This is a genomic window from Amycolatopsis thermalba (assembly GCF_003385215.1).
GTDB classification, from domain to species: Bacteria; Actinomycetota; Actinomycetes; order Mycobacteriales; family Pseudonocardiaceae; genus Amycolatopsis_E; species Amycolatopsis_E thermalba.
This window is the reverse complement of record NZ_PQHW01000049.1, coordinates 1-13,884: the sequence shown is the minus strand read 5'-3', so window position 1 is coordinate 13,884 and position 13,884 is coordinate 1. Positions and strand designations below refer to the sequence as shown.

General features: G+C 70.2%; 13 protein-coding genes and 1 pseudogene. 9 read left to right on the top strand and 5 right to left on the bottom strand.

All coding sequences use genetic code 11. The features are described from left to right. The first annotated feature begins 10 nt into the window (after window positions 1-10). Window positions 11-1,924 carry a fumarate reductase/succinate dehydrogenase flavoprotein subunit gene (locus D0D15_RS19875; protein ID WP_094007482.1) on the top strand — a complete coding sequence of 638 codons (1,914 nt, stop codon included), beginning with the start codon at window positions 11-13 and terminating at the stop codon, window positions 1,922-1,924. Then, the gene (locus tag D0D15_RS19870) at window positions 1,921-2,676 is read left to right on the top strand and encodes a succinate dehydrogenase/fumarate reductase iron-sulfur subunit (RefSeq protein WP_094007483.1); all 756 of its coding nucleotides are present in this window, start codon (window positions 1,921-1,923) and stop codon (window positions 2,674-2,676) included. Before D0D15_RS19875 ends, D0D15_RS19870 begins: the two co-directional genes overlap by 4 nt. 34 nt (window positions 2,677-2,710) lie before the next feature. Here the strand turns inward: D0D15_RS19870 and D0D15_RS19865 are convergent, their stop codons facing one another. Beyond that, the gene (locus tag D0D15_RS19865) at window positions 2,711-3,874 is read right to left on the bottom strand and encodes an ROK family transcriptional regulator (protein WP_094007484.1); all 1,164 of its coding nucleotides are present in this window, start codon (window positions 3,872-3,874) and stop codon (window positions 2,711-2,713) included. 77 nt (window positions 3,875-3,951) lie between these two features. On the opposite strand from D0D15_RS19865, the gene D0D15_RS19860 reads away from it, so the two are divergent. Genes D0D15_RS19860 through ggh form a run of 5 tightly spaced genes read left to right on the top strand, consistent with a single transcriptional unit; the run spans window position 3,952 to window position 9,469 of the window. Further along, window positions 3,952-5,271: an ABC transporter substrate-binding protein gene (locus tag D0D15_RS19860; RefSeq protein WP_094007485.1), complete on the top strand. Its 1,320-nt coding sequence runs from the start codon at window positions 3,952-3,954 to the stop codon at window positions 5,269-5,271. After that, the gene (locus tag D0D15_RS19855) at window positions 5,271-6,146 is read left to right on the top strand and encodes a carbohydrate ABC transporter permease (protein ID WP_094007486.1); all 876 of its coding nucleotides are present in this window, start codon (window positions 5,271-5,273) and stop codon (window positions 6,144-6,146) included. The genes D0D15_RS19860 and D0D15_RS19855 overlap by 1 nt, the downstream gene beginning before the upstream one ends. Further along, a complete protein-coding gene (locus D0D15_RS19850; protein ID WP_094007487.1) occupies window positions 6,143-6,991 on the top strand; it encodes a carbohydrate ABC transporter permease in 849 nt (282 codons plus the stop codon). Before D0D15_RS19855 ends, D0D15_RS19850 begins: the two co-directional genes overlap by 4 nt. A 9-nt stretch (window positions 6,992-7,000) precedes the next feature. Then, window positions 7,001-8,077, top strand: coding sequence for an ABC transporter ATP-binding protein (locus tag D0D15_RS19845; RefSeq protein ID WP_094007488.1), 1,077 nt, complete (start codon window positions 7,001-7,003; stop codon window positions 8,075-8,077). After that, window positions 8,078-9,469 carry a glucosylglycerate hydrolase gene (gene ggh, locus D0D15_RS19840; RefSeq protein WP_094007489.1) on the top strand — a complete coding sequence of 464 codons (1,392 nt, stop codon included), beginning with the start codon at window positions 8,078-8,080 and terminating at the stop codon, window positions 9,467-9,469. A 61-nt stretch (window positions 9,470-9,530) separates the two neighbouring features. Here the strand turns inward: ggh and D0D15_RS19835 are convergent, their stop codons facing one another. From D0D15_RS19835 to D0D15_RS19820, 4 genes are all read right to left on the bottom strand, one after another. Further along, on the bottom strand, window positions 9,531-10,391 hold the full coding sequence (locus D0D15_RS19835) for an amino acid ABC transporter permease (RefSeq protein WP_094007490.1): 861 nt from the start codon (window positions 10,389-10,391) through the stop codon (window positions 9,531-9,533). Continuing rightward, complete coding sequence (locus D0D15_RS19830; protein WP_094007491.1) at window positions 10,388-11,035, bottom strand: amino acid ABC transporter permease; 648 nt, start codon at window positions 11,033-11,035, stop codon at window positions 10,388-10,390. The genes D0D15_RS19835 and D0D15_RS19830 overlap by 4 nt, the downstream gene beginning before the upstream one ends. An 87-nt stretch (window positions 11,036-11,122) precedes the next feature. Then, on the bottom strand, window positions 11,123-12,034 hold the full coding sequence (locus D0D15_RS19825; RefSeq protein ID WP_094007492.1) for a glutamate ABC transporter substrate-binding protein: 912 nt from the start codon (window positions 12,032-12,034) through the stop codon (window positions 11,123-11,125). A 56-nt stretch (window positions 12,035-12,090) separates the two neighbouring features. Then, window positions 12,091-12,819 carry an amino acid ABC transporter ATP-binding protein gene (locus D0D15_RS19820; protein ID WP_198958323.1) on the bottom strand — a complete coding sequence of 243 codons (729 nt, stop codon included), beginning with the start codon at window positions 12,817-12,819 and terminating at the stop codon, window positions 12,091-12,093. 258 nt (window positions 12,820-13,077) lie between these two features. On the opposite strand from D0D15_RS19820, the gene D0D15_RS19815 reads away from it, so the two are divergent. Both D0D15_RS19815 and D0D15_RS19810 read left to right on the top strand, forming a co-directional pair. Continuing rightward, the gene (locus tag D0D15_RS19815; RefSeq protein WP_115944647.1) at window positions 13,078-13,314 is read left to right on the top strand and encodes a hypothetical protein; all 237 of its coding nucleotides are present in this window, start codon (window positions 13,078-13,080) and stop codon (window positions 13,312-13,314) included. Window positions 13,315-13,392: 78 nt separating this feature from the next. Continuing rightward, a pseudogene (locus D0D15_RS19810) lies at window positions 13,393-13,884 on the top strand (tRNA (N6-isopentenyl adenosine(37)-C2)-methylthiotransferase MiaB); the annotation flags it as partial.

Here is a 13,884-nt window from a genome sequence, read left to right as displayed (position 1 = left end):
TGGGCAGGCAATGGCGGAAGTCGAGCGGCACAGTTATGACGTGGTGGTGATCGGCGCCGGTGGCGCCGGTCTGCGAGCGGTGATCGAGGCGCGGCAGCGCGGGCTGTCGGTGGCGGTGGTGTGCAAGTCGCTGTTCGGCAAGGCGCACACGGTCATGGCCGAGGGCGGGTGCGCCGCCGCGATGGGCAACGCGAACGAGCGGGACAGCTGGCAGGTGCACTTCCGGGACACCATGCGCGGCGGCAAGTTCCTCAACAACTGGCGCATGGCGGAGCTGCACGCCAAGGAGGCGCCGGACCGGGTGTGGGAGCTGGAGACCTACGGCGCCCTGTTCGACCGCACCCCGGACGGGCGGATCAGCCAGCGCAACTTCGGCGGGCACACCTACCCGCGGCTGGCGCACGTCGGCGACCGCACCGGGCTGGAGCTGATCCGCACGATGCAGCAGAAGATCGTCTCGCTGCAGCAGGAGGACCTCCGCGAGTTCGGCGACTACGAGGCCAAGCTGAAGGTCTTCGCCGAGTGCACGATCACCGAGCTGCTCAAGGACGGTGACCGGATCGCCGGGGCGTTCGGGTACTGGCGGGAGAGCGGCCGGTTCATCCTGTTCGAGACGCCGGCCGTGGTGCTCGCGACGGGCGGCATCGGCAAGTCGTTCAAGGTCACGTCGAACTCGTGGGAGTACACCGGCGACGGGCACGCGCTCGCGCTGCGCGCCGGGGCGGACCTGATCAACATGGAGTTCGTCCAGTTCCACCCGACGGGCATGGTCTGGCCGCCCAGCGTGAAGGGCATCCTGGTCACCGAGGGCGTGCGCGGTGACGGCGGGGTGCTGAAGAACTCCGAGGACAAGCGGTTCATGTTCGACTACGTGCCGGACGTGTTCAAGGGCCAGTACGCCGACTCCGAGGAGGAGGCCGACCGCTGGTACACCGACCAGGAGAACAACCGCCGCACGCCGGACCTGCTGCCGCGCGACGAGGTGGCGCGGGCGATCAACTCCGAGGTCAAGGCGGGGCGCGGGTCGCCGCACGGTGGCGTGTTCCTGGACATCGCCAGCCGCCTGACGCCGGAGGAGATCCGCAGGCGGCTGCCGTCGATGTACCACCAGTTCAAGGAACTGGCCGATGTGGACATCACCGCCGAGCCGATGGAGGTCGGCCCGACCTGTCACTACGTGATGGGCGGCATCGAGGTCGACCCGGACACCGCGGCCTCCGGCGTGCGCGGGTTGTTCGCGGCGGGGGAGTGCTCCGGCGGGATGCACGGGTCCAACCGGCTGGGTGGCAACTCGCTGTCGGACCTGCTGGTGTTCGGCCGTCGCGCGGGTCTCGGCGCCGCGTCCTATGTGGAGGGTCTGGAGACCCGTCCCGCGGTCGCGCAGTCCGATGTCGACAAGGCGGCCCGCACCGCGCTGGTGCCGTTCGACCCGCCCGCCGAGGGTGTCGAGGAGAACCCGTACACCCTGCACAACGAGCTGCAGCAGGCGATGAACGACCTGGTCGGGATCATCCGCAAGGCCGAGGAGATCGAGCAGGCGCTGGCCAAGCTGGACGAGATCAAGAAGCGCATCCGCAACGTCACCGTCGAGGGGCACCGGCAGTTCAACCCGGGCTGGCACCTGGCCGTGGACCTGCGCAACATGCTGCTGGTCAGCGAGTGCGTCGCGCGGGCCGCGCTGATGCGCACCGAGAGCCGGGGCGGGCACACGCGGGACGACTACCCGCAGATGGATTCCCGGTGGCGCAACAAGCTGCTGGTGTGCAGCGCCTCCGGGGACGATCCACTGGCGCTGGAGGTCACGGTCACGCCGAAGGACCAGGAGCCGATGCGGCCCGAGCTGCTGGAGCTGTTCGAGCTGAGCGAGCTGGAGAAGTACTACACCGACGAAGAGCTGGCCGGCCACCCGGGGAGGCAGTCGTGAGCTACAAGGCTTCGTTCCGGGTGTGGCGCGGCGACGCGAACAGCGGCGGGCTGCAGGACTTCACGGTCGAGGTCAACGAGGGTGAGGTCGTGCTCGACATCATCCACCGGCTGCAGGCCACGCAGTGCTCGGACCTGGCGGTGCGGTGGAACTGCAAGGCGGGCAAGTGCGGCTCGTGCTCGGCGGAGATCAACGGCCGCCCGCGGCTGCTGTGCATGACGCGCATGTCGGTCTTCGCCGAGGACGAGGTCGTCACCGTCACGCCGATGCGGACGTTCCCGGTGATCCGCGACCTCGTCACCGATGTCTCGTACAACTACACGAAGGCGCGCGAGATCCCCGCGTTCACCCCGCCGGCGAACCTGAAACCGGGCGAGTACCGGATGAAGCAGGTCGACGTGGAGCGCTCGCAGGAGTTCCGCAAGTGCATCGAGTGCTTCCTGTGCCAGAACACCTGCCACGTGATCCGCGACCACGAGGAGAACAAGGAGAACTTCGCCGGGCCGCGGTTCCTGATGCGGATCGCCGAGCTGGAGATGCACCCGCTCGACGTGGCCGACCGCAGGCACGCCGCCCAGGACGAGCACGGCCTCGGGTACTGCAACATCACGAAGTGCTGCACGGAGGTCTGCCCGGAGAACATCCACATCACCGACAACGCGCTGATCCCGATGAAGGAACGCGTGGTGGACCACCGGTACGACCCGGTGGTCTGGCTGGGCAGCAAGATCTTCCGGCGGAAGGCGGATTAGGAGCCGCACTTCCCCGGCGAGGATGCGGTGGTGGCTACAGCGCCGCCATCGCATCGACCGTCTCCGGGGCCAGGACCTCGTCCGCGACGAGGCCCGCCACGCCGGTCAGCGTGGTGTCGACGCCGAGCGTGCAGGGCCCGATGTCGAGGCTGTCCAGTGAACTGGTGTGCGCGCCGGCCAGCACCACCTCGCGCAGTCCCTCCAGGAACGGCGGCAGCACCCCGATCGCCCCGCCGACCCGCACGTACCGCGGGTTCACGATCGTCACCACGGTCGCCAGCACCGTGCCCACCAGCCGGCCCGCCTCGCGCGTCACGCGGACCGCCTCGGGGTGACCGGCGCGCACCCGGCGCAGCACATCCTCCGCGCTGCGCACCCCCGTCGGCCGCAGCGTGCGGATCACCGCCTGGCCGCTGGCGATCGCCGACACGCAGCCCCGCCGCCCGCAGTCGCAGCGCAGGTCGGAACCCTCGATGCGGATGTGCCCCACCTCGCCGGCGCACCCGGTCTCGCCGCGGTGCACCCGCCCGGAGATCACCATCCCCGCGCCGATCCCGGTGCCGACCTTCACCCCGACCAGCGCCGCGCGCGGCCGGTTCATCTCGCAGTACGCGCCGAACGCCAGCGCGTTCGCGTCGTTCTCCAGGAACACCGGCACCGACAGCGCGTCGGTGAAGGGGTCGCGCAGCCGGACCCCCCGCCACTCCGACATCGACGGCGGCGCGATCGTCGTGCCGGTGTCGTGGTCGATCTGCCCCGGCACGCTCAGCCCGAACGCGCACAGGCTGTCCGCGCGCCCGGCCTCGGCCAGCAGCCTGCGCCCGGCGTCCAGCAGGAAGGACAGCGTCTCCGCCGGCCGGTGCCCGGCCGGCAGCGGGCGACGCACCTGCCCGAACACGGTGCCGCGCAGGTCCACCGCGGCGATCGTCGCGTGCCGCTGGCCGATGTCGCCGACCAGCGCGGTCCGGCCCACGTCGTCGGCGGCGAGCATCTCGGCGGGCCGCCCGCCGCTGGACGCGCGGTGCCCGACCTGGCGCAGCAGCTTCAGCCGCTGCAGCACGTCGAGCCGTTCGACCAGGGTCGCGCGGGACAGGCCGGTCCGGTCCTGCAGCTGCTGCCGCGTCAGCGGTCCCTCGTCGCGCAGGATCGCGAGGATGTGGCCGGCCGAGGTGGGCGAGCCGGTGCGTGCCGGGGGCATGTTGACAGGATCTCCCGCGAGGACTTATGTTCAATGACCAGACAGAAGTGTAGACGGCGACATCGGGGTGGAACTGAATGCGCGCGGCCAGCCTGACCGGCAGCGGCCCCACCCGTCGTACCGTCCTCCGGGGGGTCTTCCTGGCCGGCGCCGCCTCCATGGCCGCCGGGTGCGTCGGATTCGCGACCACGGGCGGCGGCGGCGTGGTCTTCCTGTCCACGCAGTTCCGGCCGGTAGCCGAGGCCGAACGCTTCCGGACGTTCCTGGCCGGGACCTTCCCCGGATCGGTGAGCTACGTCACCATCGAGGAGGGCCCGTTCGCCAGCCAGGTGCAGAGCCAGGTCGGCGCCGGGCGCACCCAGGTCGGCCTGCTCGGCGGCTCGCACAGCGACCTCGCCCCGCTCGCCGGCGAGTACCTGGAGGACGTCTCCGGCGTGCCGGCCGGCCACGGGATCCCGGACGAGTTCCTGGCGCTGGCCAAGGCCGGCACCCAGCAGTCCTGGTACGTCCCGTGGGCGCAGGCCAGCTTCGTGCTCGCCGCGCACGAGGACGCCCTGGCCCACCTGCCACCGGGCGCGGACCCGGACACCCTCACCTACGACCAGTTCCTGGACTGGGCGATCGCCGCCCGCCGCGCCAACGGCAACCAGCCGATGCTGGGCCTGCCGTGCGGGCCGAAGGGCCTGATCCACCGCTTCCTGCAGGGCTACCTGCTGCCCTCGTTCACCGGCGGCCAGATCACCACGTTCCGCTCGCCGGAGGCCGTCACCGCGTGGCAGTACCTCAAGGAGCTGTGGGCCAACACCAGCCCGTCCAGCACCACCTACGACTTCATGCAGGAGCCGCTGCAGGCGGGCGCGGCGAAGATCGGCTGGGACCACGTCGCGCGCCTGGTGTCCGCACCCGGCGGCCAGCCGCAGCGGTGGCGCATGCTGCCCGCGCCGCGCGGCCCCCGCGGCCTGGGCTACATGGCCGTCGTGCTCGGGCTCGCGATCCCCAAGGGCAGCACCGACCGCCGCCAGGCCGAGCAGGTGATCCAGGCGCTGTCCGCGCCGCAGGCGCAGACCGGGCTGCTGCGGTCGAACGGGTTCTTCCCGGTGGTGGACGCGCCGATCCCCGCCGACCTGCCGCCCGCCCTGCAGATGGAGGCCGGCGCGGTGCAGCGCCAGCGGGACGCGCCCGGCTCGATCCTGTCCCTGCTGCCGGTCGGCCTGGGCACCCGCGAGGGCGAGGTCACCAAGGCGTTCAAGGACTCCTTCCAGGCGATCGTCCTCGACGGAGCGGACATCCGGTCGACTTTGGACAGTCAGGCGCGGGTGCTGCAGAAGGTGTTCGACGATCTGAAGGTGCCGTGCTGGGCGCCCGATCCGCCCGCCGAGCGTTGCGAGGTGGCCTGATGGCCGTGGCCGTCCTGGAAGCACCGAAGAGGCGTCGCCTGGCGGGTTCGCCGTGGCTGCTGCTCGCGCCGTCGATCGTGTTCATGCTGGCCCTGTTCGGCTGGCCGGTGATCCAGGCGCTGATCTCGGCGTTCACCGACGGCTCCGGGTTCACGCTCGCGGCGTGGGACCGGCTCTTCGGCGACCCGTACTTCCTGAAAGCGCTGCGCAACACCCTGCTGCTGATCGTCATCGTGGTGCCGGTCCAGCTCGTGCTGGCCGTGGCGATGGCGCTGCTCGTGCAGGCCCGGCCGAGGTTCCTGTCCGGCCACTTCTACCTGTGGACCATCCCGCTCGCGGTGTCCGAGCTGGCCGCCGGCCTGGTGTGGCTGTCGGTGTTCGACAGCCGCGGCTACCTCAACTCGCTGCTGGTGTCGTGGGGGATCTCCGGCACCGGCGTGCAGTGGCTGACCTACACCAACACGTCCACCATGCTGCTGGCCGTGGTGATCGCCGAGATCTGGCGCGCCACGTCGCTGGTGTTCGTCATCGTGGTGGCCGGCATCCAGATGGTGCCGAAGGACTTCGACGAGGCCGCGCAGGTGTTCGGCGCGACCGCGTGGCAGCGGTTGTGGCACGTGACGCTGCCGCAGCTCAAGCCGAGCCTGCAGGTCGCGCTGATCCTGCGCACGATCCTGGCGCTGCAGGCGTTCGCGGTCGCGCAGGCGCTGACCGGGCGGGACTTCCCGCTGCTGGTCGGGGAGACCTACCAGTGGTACGTCAACCTGCAGAACCCGGCCGTCGCCAGCGCGGCCGCGCTGGTCGTGCTGGCGCTGTCCCTCGCCACGGCGCTGTTCTACCTGCGCACCATGCGGCAGCGGGAGGCGGCCAGGTGACCACGACCCTGCCGCCGATCGACCGGGCGCCGCTGCGCCGTCGTCGCCGCCGCGCGATCGCCGTCCAGGTCGCGTGCGTGCTGATCAGCCTGTTCATGGTCGTGCCGATGATCCTGATCGGGCTGGCCGCGGTGTCCTCGCCGCAGGCGCTGCTGGAGTTCCCGAAGCCGCTGATCCCGAGCGCCTTCTCCGCCGACACGCTGCTGGCGTTCATCCAGGCCACCGGCACCGTCCCGGCGCTGGGCAACTCGCTGCTCGTCGGCGTCTACACGGTCGTGCTGTCGCTGCTGGTCGGCGCGCCCGCCGGGTACGCGCTGGCGCGCCAGGTGTTCCGCGGCAAGGACGCCTACCAGGTGTTCATGCTGCTGGCCCGCGCGCTGCCGATCGTGGTGCTGTCCGTGCCGCTGGCGACGATGTTCCTGAACTTCGGCGTCTACGACACGGTGTTCTCGGTGACGCTGCTGCACACCACGCTCGCCATGCCGACCACCGTGCTGATCAGCGCGAGCATCTTCGTCTCGGTGCCCACCGACGTCGAAGAGGCCGCCCGCGTGTTCGGCTGCAGCCGGTTCGAGGCGGCGCGCCGGGTCGTGTTCCCGCTCGCGCTGCCCGGACTGGCGGCGTCTTCGATCTTCACGTTCGTGTTGTCCTGGAACGAGATCCTCGGCGCCGCCGTGATCACGCTCGGGCACCGGACACTGCCCGCCCAGGTGCTGGCCTCGCTCGGGGAGGCGCCGCAGGCCTACCGGTTCGCCGGCGGCTTCGCGCTGATCCTGCCCGCGCTGGTGTTCATCTTCGTGATGCGCCGGTACCTGGTGAACATGTGGGGGACCACGCTGCGATGAGGGAGCGCCATGGCTGAGGTCGTCTTGCACGAGCTCGTGAAGACCTACCCGGGCGGCACCGCGCGCGCCACCGACGAGGTGTCGCTCGAGGTGGCCGACGGTGAGTTCATGGTCCTGCTCGGCCCGTCCGGCTGCGGCAAGACCACGCTGCTGCGGATGGTGGCCGGGCTGGAGACGCCGGACTCGGGCCAGATCGTCATCGGCGGCCGCGACGTCACCTACCTGGAACCGCGGCGGCGCAACCTGTCCATGGTGTTCCAGTCGTACGCGGTGTTCCCGAACAAGAAGGTCGCCGACAACATCGGCTTCGGCCTGCGCGTGCACGGAGTGCCCGCGGACGAGGTGCGCAAGAAGGTCGAGTGGGCCGCGGAGCTGCTGCAGCTCACGCCCTACCTGGACCGGTACCCGGCGAAGCTGTCCGGCGGTCAGCGGCAGCGCGTGGCGGTGGCGCGGGCGATCGTGATGGACGCCGACGTGCTGCTGATGGACGAGCCGCTGTCCAATCTGGACGCGCTGCTGCGGCTGTCCTTCCGCGCCGAGCTGAAGAAGCTGGTCAACGAGATCGGCGTGACCACGCTGTACGTGACGCACGACCAGGTCGAGGCGCTGTCGCTGGGCGACCGGGTCGCCGTCATGCGCGAGGGGCGCATCGCCCAGTGCGGCGACCCGGTCGCCGTCTACACCGAACCGGCGGACGAGTTCGTCGGCGGGTTCCTGGGCAGCCCGCCGATGAACTTCCTCACCGGTGCCGTCAGCGAGGACGGCACGCGGATCGACTTCGGCGGCCAGACGCTGCCGGTCCCGCGCGCCCTGAAGTCGTTCCAGGGCAAGCGGTTGCGGCTCGGCATCCGGCCCGAGTCGATCTCCGTCGAACCCGCATCGGACGGCCTGCGCGGCGAGGTGCAGGTGTTCGAGCCGCTGGGGTCCTCGACGCTGCTCACCACGGAGCTGTGCGGGCAGGTACTGAAAGTCCAGGCACCGGCGAGTTTCCGCGCCGAACCCGGCCAGACCCTGAAGCTGGGCCTGCCGCCGGAGCAGTGCCGGTGGTACGACCCGGAAACCCAGCTCCTGTTGGAGGCGAAGTAGATGACCGTCGACGTCAGCCGACCCCCGGAAGGAGCCGCCGGCGGCAGTAGACCGGTCCGCTACGCCAGGCCCACCCTGGCGGCGCGGGCCGCCCGGGTGCTGAGGGACAACGACACCGGCGCCGTGGTCACCGCGGCGCCGCGGCTCTACCCGCACATGTGGAGCTGGGACGCCGCGTTCATCTCGATCGGCCTGGCGCGGCTGGACCTGCCGCGCGCGGTCGCCGAGCTGGAGACCCTGTTCAAGGCGCAGTGGCGCAACGGCATGGTGCCGCACATCGTCTTCACCGACGACGACGCCTACTTCCCCGGCCCGGACCGGTGGGGCACCGACACCGCGGTCGACGGGCCGCGGAACGTGCGCACGTCCGGGATCTGCCAGCCGCCGGTGCACGCGATCGCCGTGCAGCGGATGCTGGAGATCGCCCGCGCCTCCTCGCCGCAGGACCGCGCCGACGCCGAGCGGTTCGCCCGCTCGATCTGGCCCGCGCTGTACTCCTGGCACCGCTGGCTGGTCGAGTACCGCACGCCGGGGTCGAGCGGGCTGGTCGCGATCGTGCACGGCTGGGAGTCCGGAATGGACAACTCGCCGCGCTGGGACGTGCCCTACGCGGCGGTCAACCCGGGGGAGGAGCTGCCGCCGTACGTGCGCAAGGACGTGCGCATCATCGGCGACCCGAGCGAGCGGCCCACCGACAAGGAGTACGACCGCTACCTGTGGCTCATCGAGGAGATGCGCCGCGCGGGCTACGACCAGAAGGAGATCGTGCGCAGCTCCAGCTTCCTGGTCGGGGACGTGTTCATCACCGCGCTGTTCGCGGTGTCCTGCGACGTGCTGATCGAGCTGGGCACCGAGTTCGGCCAGCCCGCGTCGCAGCTCGCGGACCTGGCGGACTGGGCGGCGCGGGCGCGCGAGGCGGTCGCGGCCAGCTGCCACTCGGTGTCCGGCATGGCGCGGGATCGCGACCTGCGTGCCAACCGGTGGCTGGACACCCAGACGATCGCCGGGTTCTCGCCGCTGTTGTGCGGGGGCGCGCCGGACGAGGTGCAGCTGCGGCTGCTGTCGCTGCTGGACAGCGACCGCTGGTGCGGGCACCCCGGCCTGCTGGCGCCGGTGCCGCCGTCGGTGTCGCCCATGCGGCCCGGCTTCAACCCGCGCCAGTACTGGCGCGGTCCACAGTGGCCGGTCGTGAACTGGCTGTTCGGATGGGCGTTCGAACGCCGCGGCTGGCACGAGCGGGCCCGCAAGCTGCGCGAAGCCGGCCTGCGCCTGACCGACGACGGCGCGTTCGGTGAGTACTACGAACCGTTCACCGGCGAGCCGCTCGGCAGCACCGACCAGAGCTGGACGGCGGCCGTGGTGCTCGACTGGCTCTGCGCCGACGCGGACTGACCCGGACGAACAAGAGGGGCGTGGCGATCGCTCGCCACGCCCCTCTTCGCCGTCGCGCGGATCAGGCCACGCCCACGACCTCCTCCGTCGTCGGCGGGCGCTGGGTTTCCACGTGCTTCTTGCTGCGCCGCTGGCGGCGTTCGATGTAGGTGGCCAGCGCGGTGAGCAGCAGGCACAACGCGATGTACATCGCCGCCACCACGAGGGTCGACGGGACGATCGGCCGGCCGAACGAGCCCTGCGAGCCGATGTAGCGGGCGTAGTACAGCAGCTCCGGGTAGGTGACCAGGAACCCGAGCGCGGTGTCCTTGAGCAGCACCACCAGCTGGCTGATGATCGTCGGCAGCATCGACCGGACCGCCTGCGGGATCAGGACGAGCGTCATCACCTGGGTCTTGCGCATGCCCAGCGCGTAGGCCGCCTCGCTCTGCCCCTTGGGCAGCGCCAGGATGCCGGCGCGGAACACCTCCGCCAGCACCGAGCCGTTGTACAGGGTCAGGCCCAGCACCACCGCGGCGAACGGCGGCAGGGCCACGCCCAGCACCGGAGCGCCGTAGTAGAAGAGGAACATCAGGATCAGCAGCGGGATGGCGCGGAAGAACTCGACGACCGCGGTCGAGACACCGCGCACCCACGCGTGATCCGACAGCCGCCCGGCGGCGAAGATCGCGCCGAAGACCAGCGCCAGCACGGCGCCGAGCGCGAAGGCCTGCAGGGTCGCCAGCAGCGCGTCCACCAGGTCGCGCTGGACCTGGGCGTACTGCAGCCACTCCCAGCGGCGGGCGGAGAACTGGCCGCTGTCGATGAAGCGCCAGATGATGTAGGCGATCACCGCGGCGACGATCAGGGTGCCCAGCACGGCCAGCGCCCGGTAGCGGGCGCGGGCCTTCGGGCCGGGGATGTCGAACAGGACGTTGCTCATCGCGCCACGCTCCAGCGCTTCTCGAGGGCCCGCTGGATGAAGGACAGGACCGCGACCAGGATGATGAACCCGAGCGCGACCCACAGCAGGCCGATCAGCTGGTTGTCACCGCGCTCGGACAGGTACTGCCGGATCGCGCCGGCCTCGGCGACGGAGAACCCGGCGGCGATGGTGGTGTTCTTCAGCAGCGCGATGAGCATGCTCATCAGCGGCGGCACCACCGAGCGGATGGCCTGCGGCAGCACGATCTGGCCGAGGATCTGGGTGAAGGTCAGCCCCAGCGCGCGGGCGGCTTCGGCCTGCCCGACCGGGACGGTGTTGATGCCCGACCGCACGACCTCGCAGATGAACGCCGAGGTGTAGAGGGTCAGCGACACCACCGCGGCGGTGAAGTACGACAGGTCGATGATGTCGAGCAGTGGGTAGGCGAACACCAGGAACACGAACACCAGCGTCAGCGGTGTGTTGCGCACCAGCGTCACGTACGTGGCGCCGACCGCGCGGAACACCGGGACCGGGCTGACCCGCAGGCCGGCCAGGAACGTGCCGAAGATCAGGCTCGCCACTCCCGAGATCAGGAACAGCTTGATCGTGGTCCAGAAGAACGGACCGTAGAGGTCCATGTTGTCGAGCAGGACGTCCATCGGGCCTTCCCCGCCGCGGTTGGTGTGGAACTAGTGGAAAGGGAGTGGCCGGTGAGCGCACCCGCGCTCACCGGCCACAAGGGAGTGTCAGTAGCGCTGGATCGCCGGCGGCGTGGCGGCCGAACCCGACTTGCCGAGCGTGGCGTCGTAGATCTTCTGCCAGGTGCCGTCGTCGATGGCGGCCTGCAGCAGGTCGTCCACCTTGCCGCGCAGCGCGGCGTCGTCACGGGGCAGGCCGATGCCGTAGGGCTCCTGCGAGAACGTCTTGCCGACGACCTTCAGGTTGTCCGGGTCCTGCGCGGCGAAGCCCTTGAGGATCGCGTCGTCGGTGGTGACGGCGTCGACCTCCTTGGTGATGAGCTTCTCGACGCACTGCGAGTACTTCTGGAACTCGACGATGTTCGCCGCCTCGGTCAGCTGCTGGTCGCGCACGCGCTGGATCGGGGTCGACCCGGTCACCGAGCAGACCTTCTTGCCCTTCAGGGTCTCCGGTCCGGTGATCGAGGTGTCGTCCTTGCGGACCAGCAGGTCCTGACCGGCCATGAAGTACGGGCCGGCGAAGGAGACCTGCTGCTTGCGCTTGTCGGTGATGGTGTAGGTGCCGACGTAGTAGTCGACGTTGCCGTTGGTGATCGCGGCCTCACGCGCGGCCGAGTCGACCGTGGTGAAGGTGATCTTGCTTTCGTCGAAGCCGAGGCCGGCGGCGACCAGCTTGGCGATCTCGATGTCGAAGCCCTCGAACTTGCCGGTGGTCGCGTTCTTCTGGCCCAGGCCCGGCTGGTCGTCCTTCACGCCGATGGTCAGCTTGCCCGCGCCCTTGATCTTGGCGAAGGTCGGCGAGCCGGCCACGTCCACGTTCTGGGCCACCGTGTAGGTCGGCAGCGCGGCGGCGTCGGTTCCGGTGTCCCCGGTGCCGCCGGAGGGGGCGCCCTCCTTACCGCAAGCGGTCAGCGTCAGTGCGCCGACCAGCAGGCCCGCTGCCAGGGTGCGGATCTTCATCTGGATTCCTGTTCTCCCGGGATCGGGCGGCGCCGATCGGGCGCCGCGGAACTCACTTAGTGCGTCAGGATCTTGCCGAGGAAGTCCTTGGCGCGGTCCGACTTCGGCTTCGTGAAGAACTCGTCCGGCGACGCGTCCTCGACGATCTCCCCGTCGGACATGAACACCACGCGGTTCGCGGCGCGACGGGCGAAGCCCATCTCGTGCGTGACCACGAGCATCGTCATGCCCTCCCTGGCCAGCCCGGTCATGGTGTCCAGAACCTCCTGGACCATCTCCGGGTCCAGGGCCGAGGTGGGCTCGTCGAACAGCATCACCTTCGGCTTCATCGCCAGCGCCCGCGCGATCGCCGCGCGCTGCTGCTGACCGCCCGACAGCTGAGCCGGGTACTTCTCCGCCTGGTTCGCGATGCCCACCCGGTCCAGCAGCTGCATCGCGGTCTTGCGCGCCTCCTCCTGCCCGATCTTGCGGACCTTGACCGGCGCGAGCATCACGTTCTCGACGATGGTCTTGTGCGCGAAGAGGTTGAACGACTGGAAGACCATGCCGACCTCGGCGCGCAGCGCGGCCAGCGCCTTGCCCTCCGCGGGCAGCGGCTGACCGTCCACCTCGATCTCGCCGGAGTTGATCGGCTCCAGCCGGTTGATCGCGCGGCACAGGGTCGACTTGCCGGAGCCGGACGGCCCGAGCACCACGACGACCTGCCCCTTGGGCACCTCGAGGTTGATGTCCTTGAGCACGTGCAGGTCACCGAAGAACTTGTTCACGCCCGCAGCCCTGATCATCGCTGGTGCTGACGTAGCTGTGCTCATCTGCCCTCCATAGCCCGGCTCACTCGGCGATCTAACACCGTGACGCGGCCCCGCGCCCGTAAATCGAATCAAACGCAACCTAGGTGTCATCCGTTTTGGCCGGTTCCGGACGCACGGTGACCCCGGGTGCCGGTTACTGTAGTCAGGCGAGCGGCCCAGCTCGGAGGGGGTCGCTTCGCTCGAACGGGGCATCGCGCTGCGCTCGGTGTCGTCACGTTCGATACTCGATTCGTGACCGCACGCAACCTCCGCACGACGGCCGCCGCGCTCGTGCTGGGCGCGGGGCTGTGCACGCTCGCCGCCCCCCCCGCCCACGCCGACGGGGTGAGCCTCAAAGCCGGCCCCTACCGCACCCAGGCGGACTGCCAGTCGCAGCTGCCGTCCTGGCCGGGCCACATCTGCACGTTCATCCCGGACCTGCTGCCCGGGCCGATCCCGGAAGGCTGGTACGTCGCGCTGCGAACCTGACGCGCGCGAAGGCGGGCAACCCCGAAGAGTTACGCTGGTAGCCGTCATGGCTTGTCTTACCAGCGAACACGGTGCCCGATGAACGGTGGCAAAACCTACCAGATCCGCACGTTCGGCTGCCAGATGAACGTGCACGACTCCGAGCGGCTCGCGGGCCAGCTGGAGGAGGCGGGCTACGTTCCGGCGGGCGCCGGCGACGCGCCCGACCTCGTCGTGTTCAACACGTGCGCGGTGCGCGAGAACGCGGACAACAAGCTCTACGGCACCCTCGGGCACCTGCGCCCGGCCAAGGACGCCAACCCGGACATGCAGATCGCCGTCGGCGGCTGCCTGGCCCAGAAGGACCGCGGCGAGATCGTCAAGCGCGCGCCGTGGGTGGACGTCGTGTTCGGCACCCACAACATCGGCGCCCTGCCGGTGCTGCTGGAGCGCGCCCGGCACAACGCCGAGGCCGAGGTGGAGATCCTCGAATCGCTCGAGACGTTCCCCTCGACGCTGCCGGCGCGGCGCGAGTCGGCCTACTCGGGCTGGGTGTCGATCTCGGTGGGCTGCAACAACACGTGCACGTTC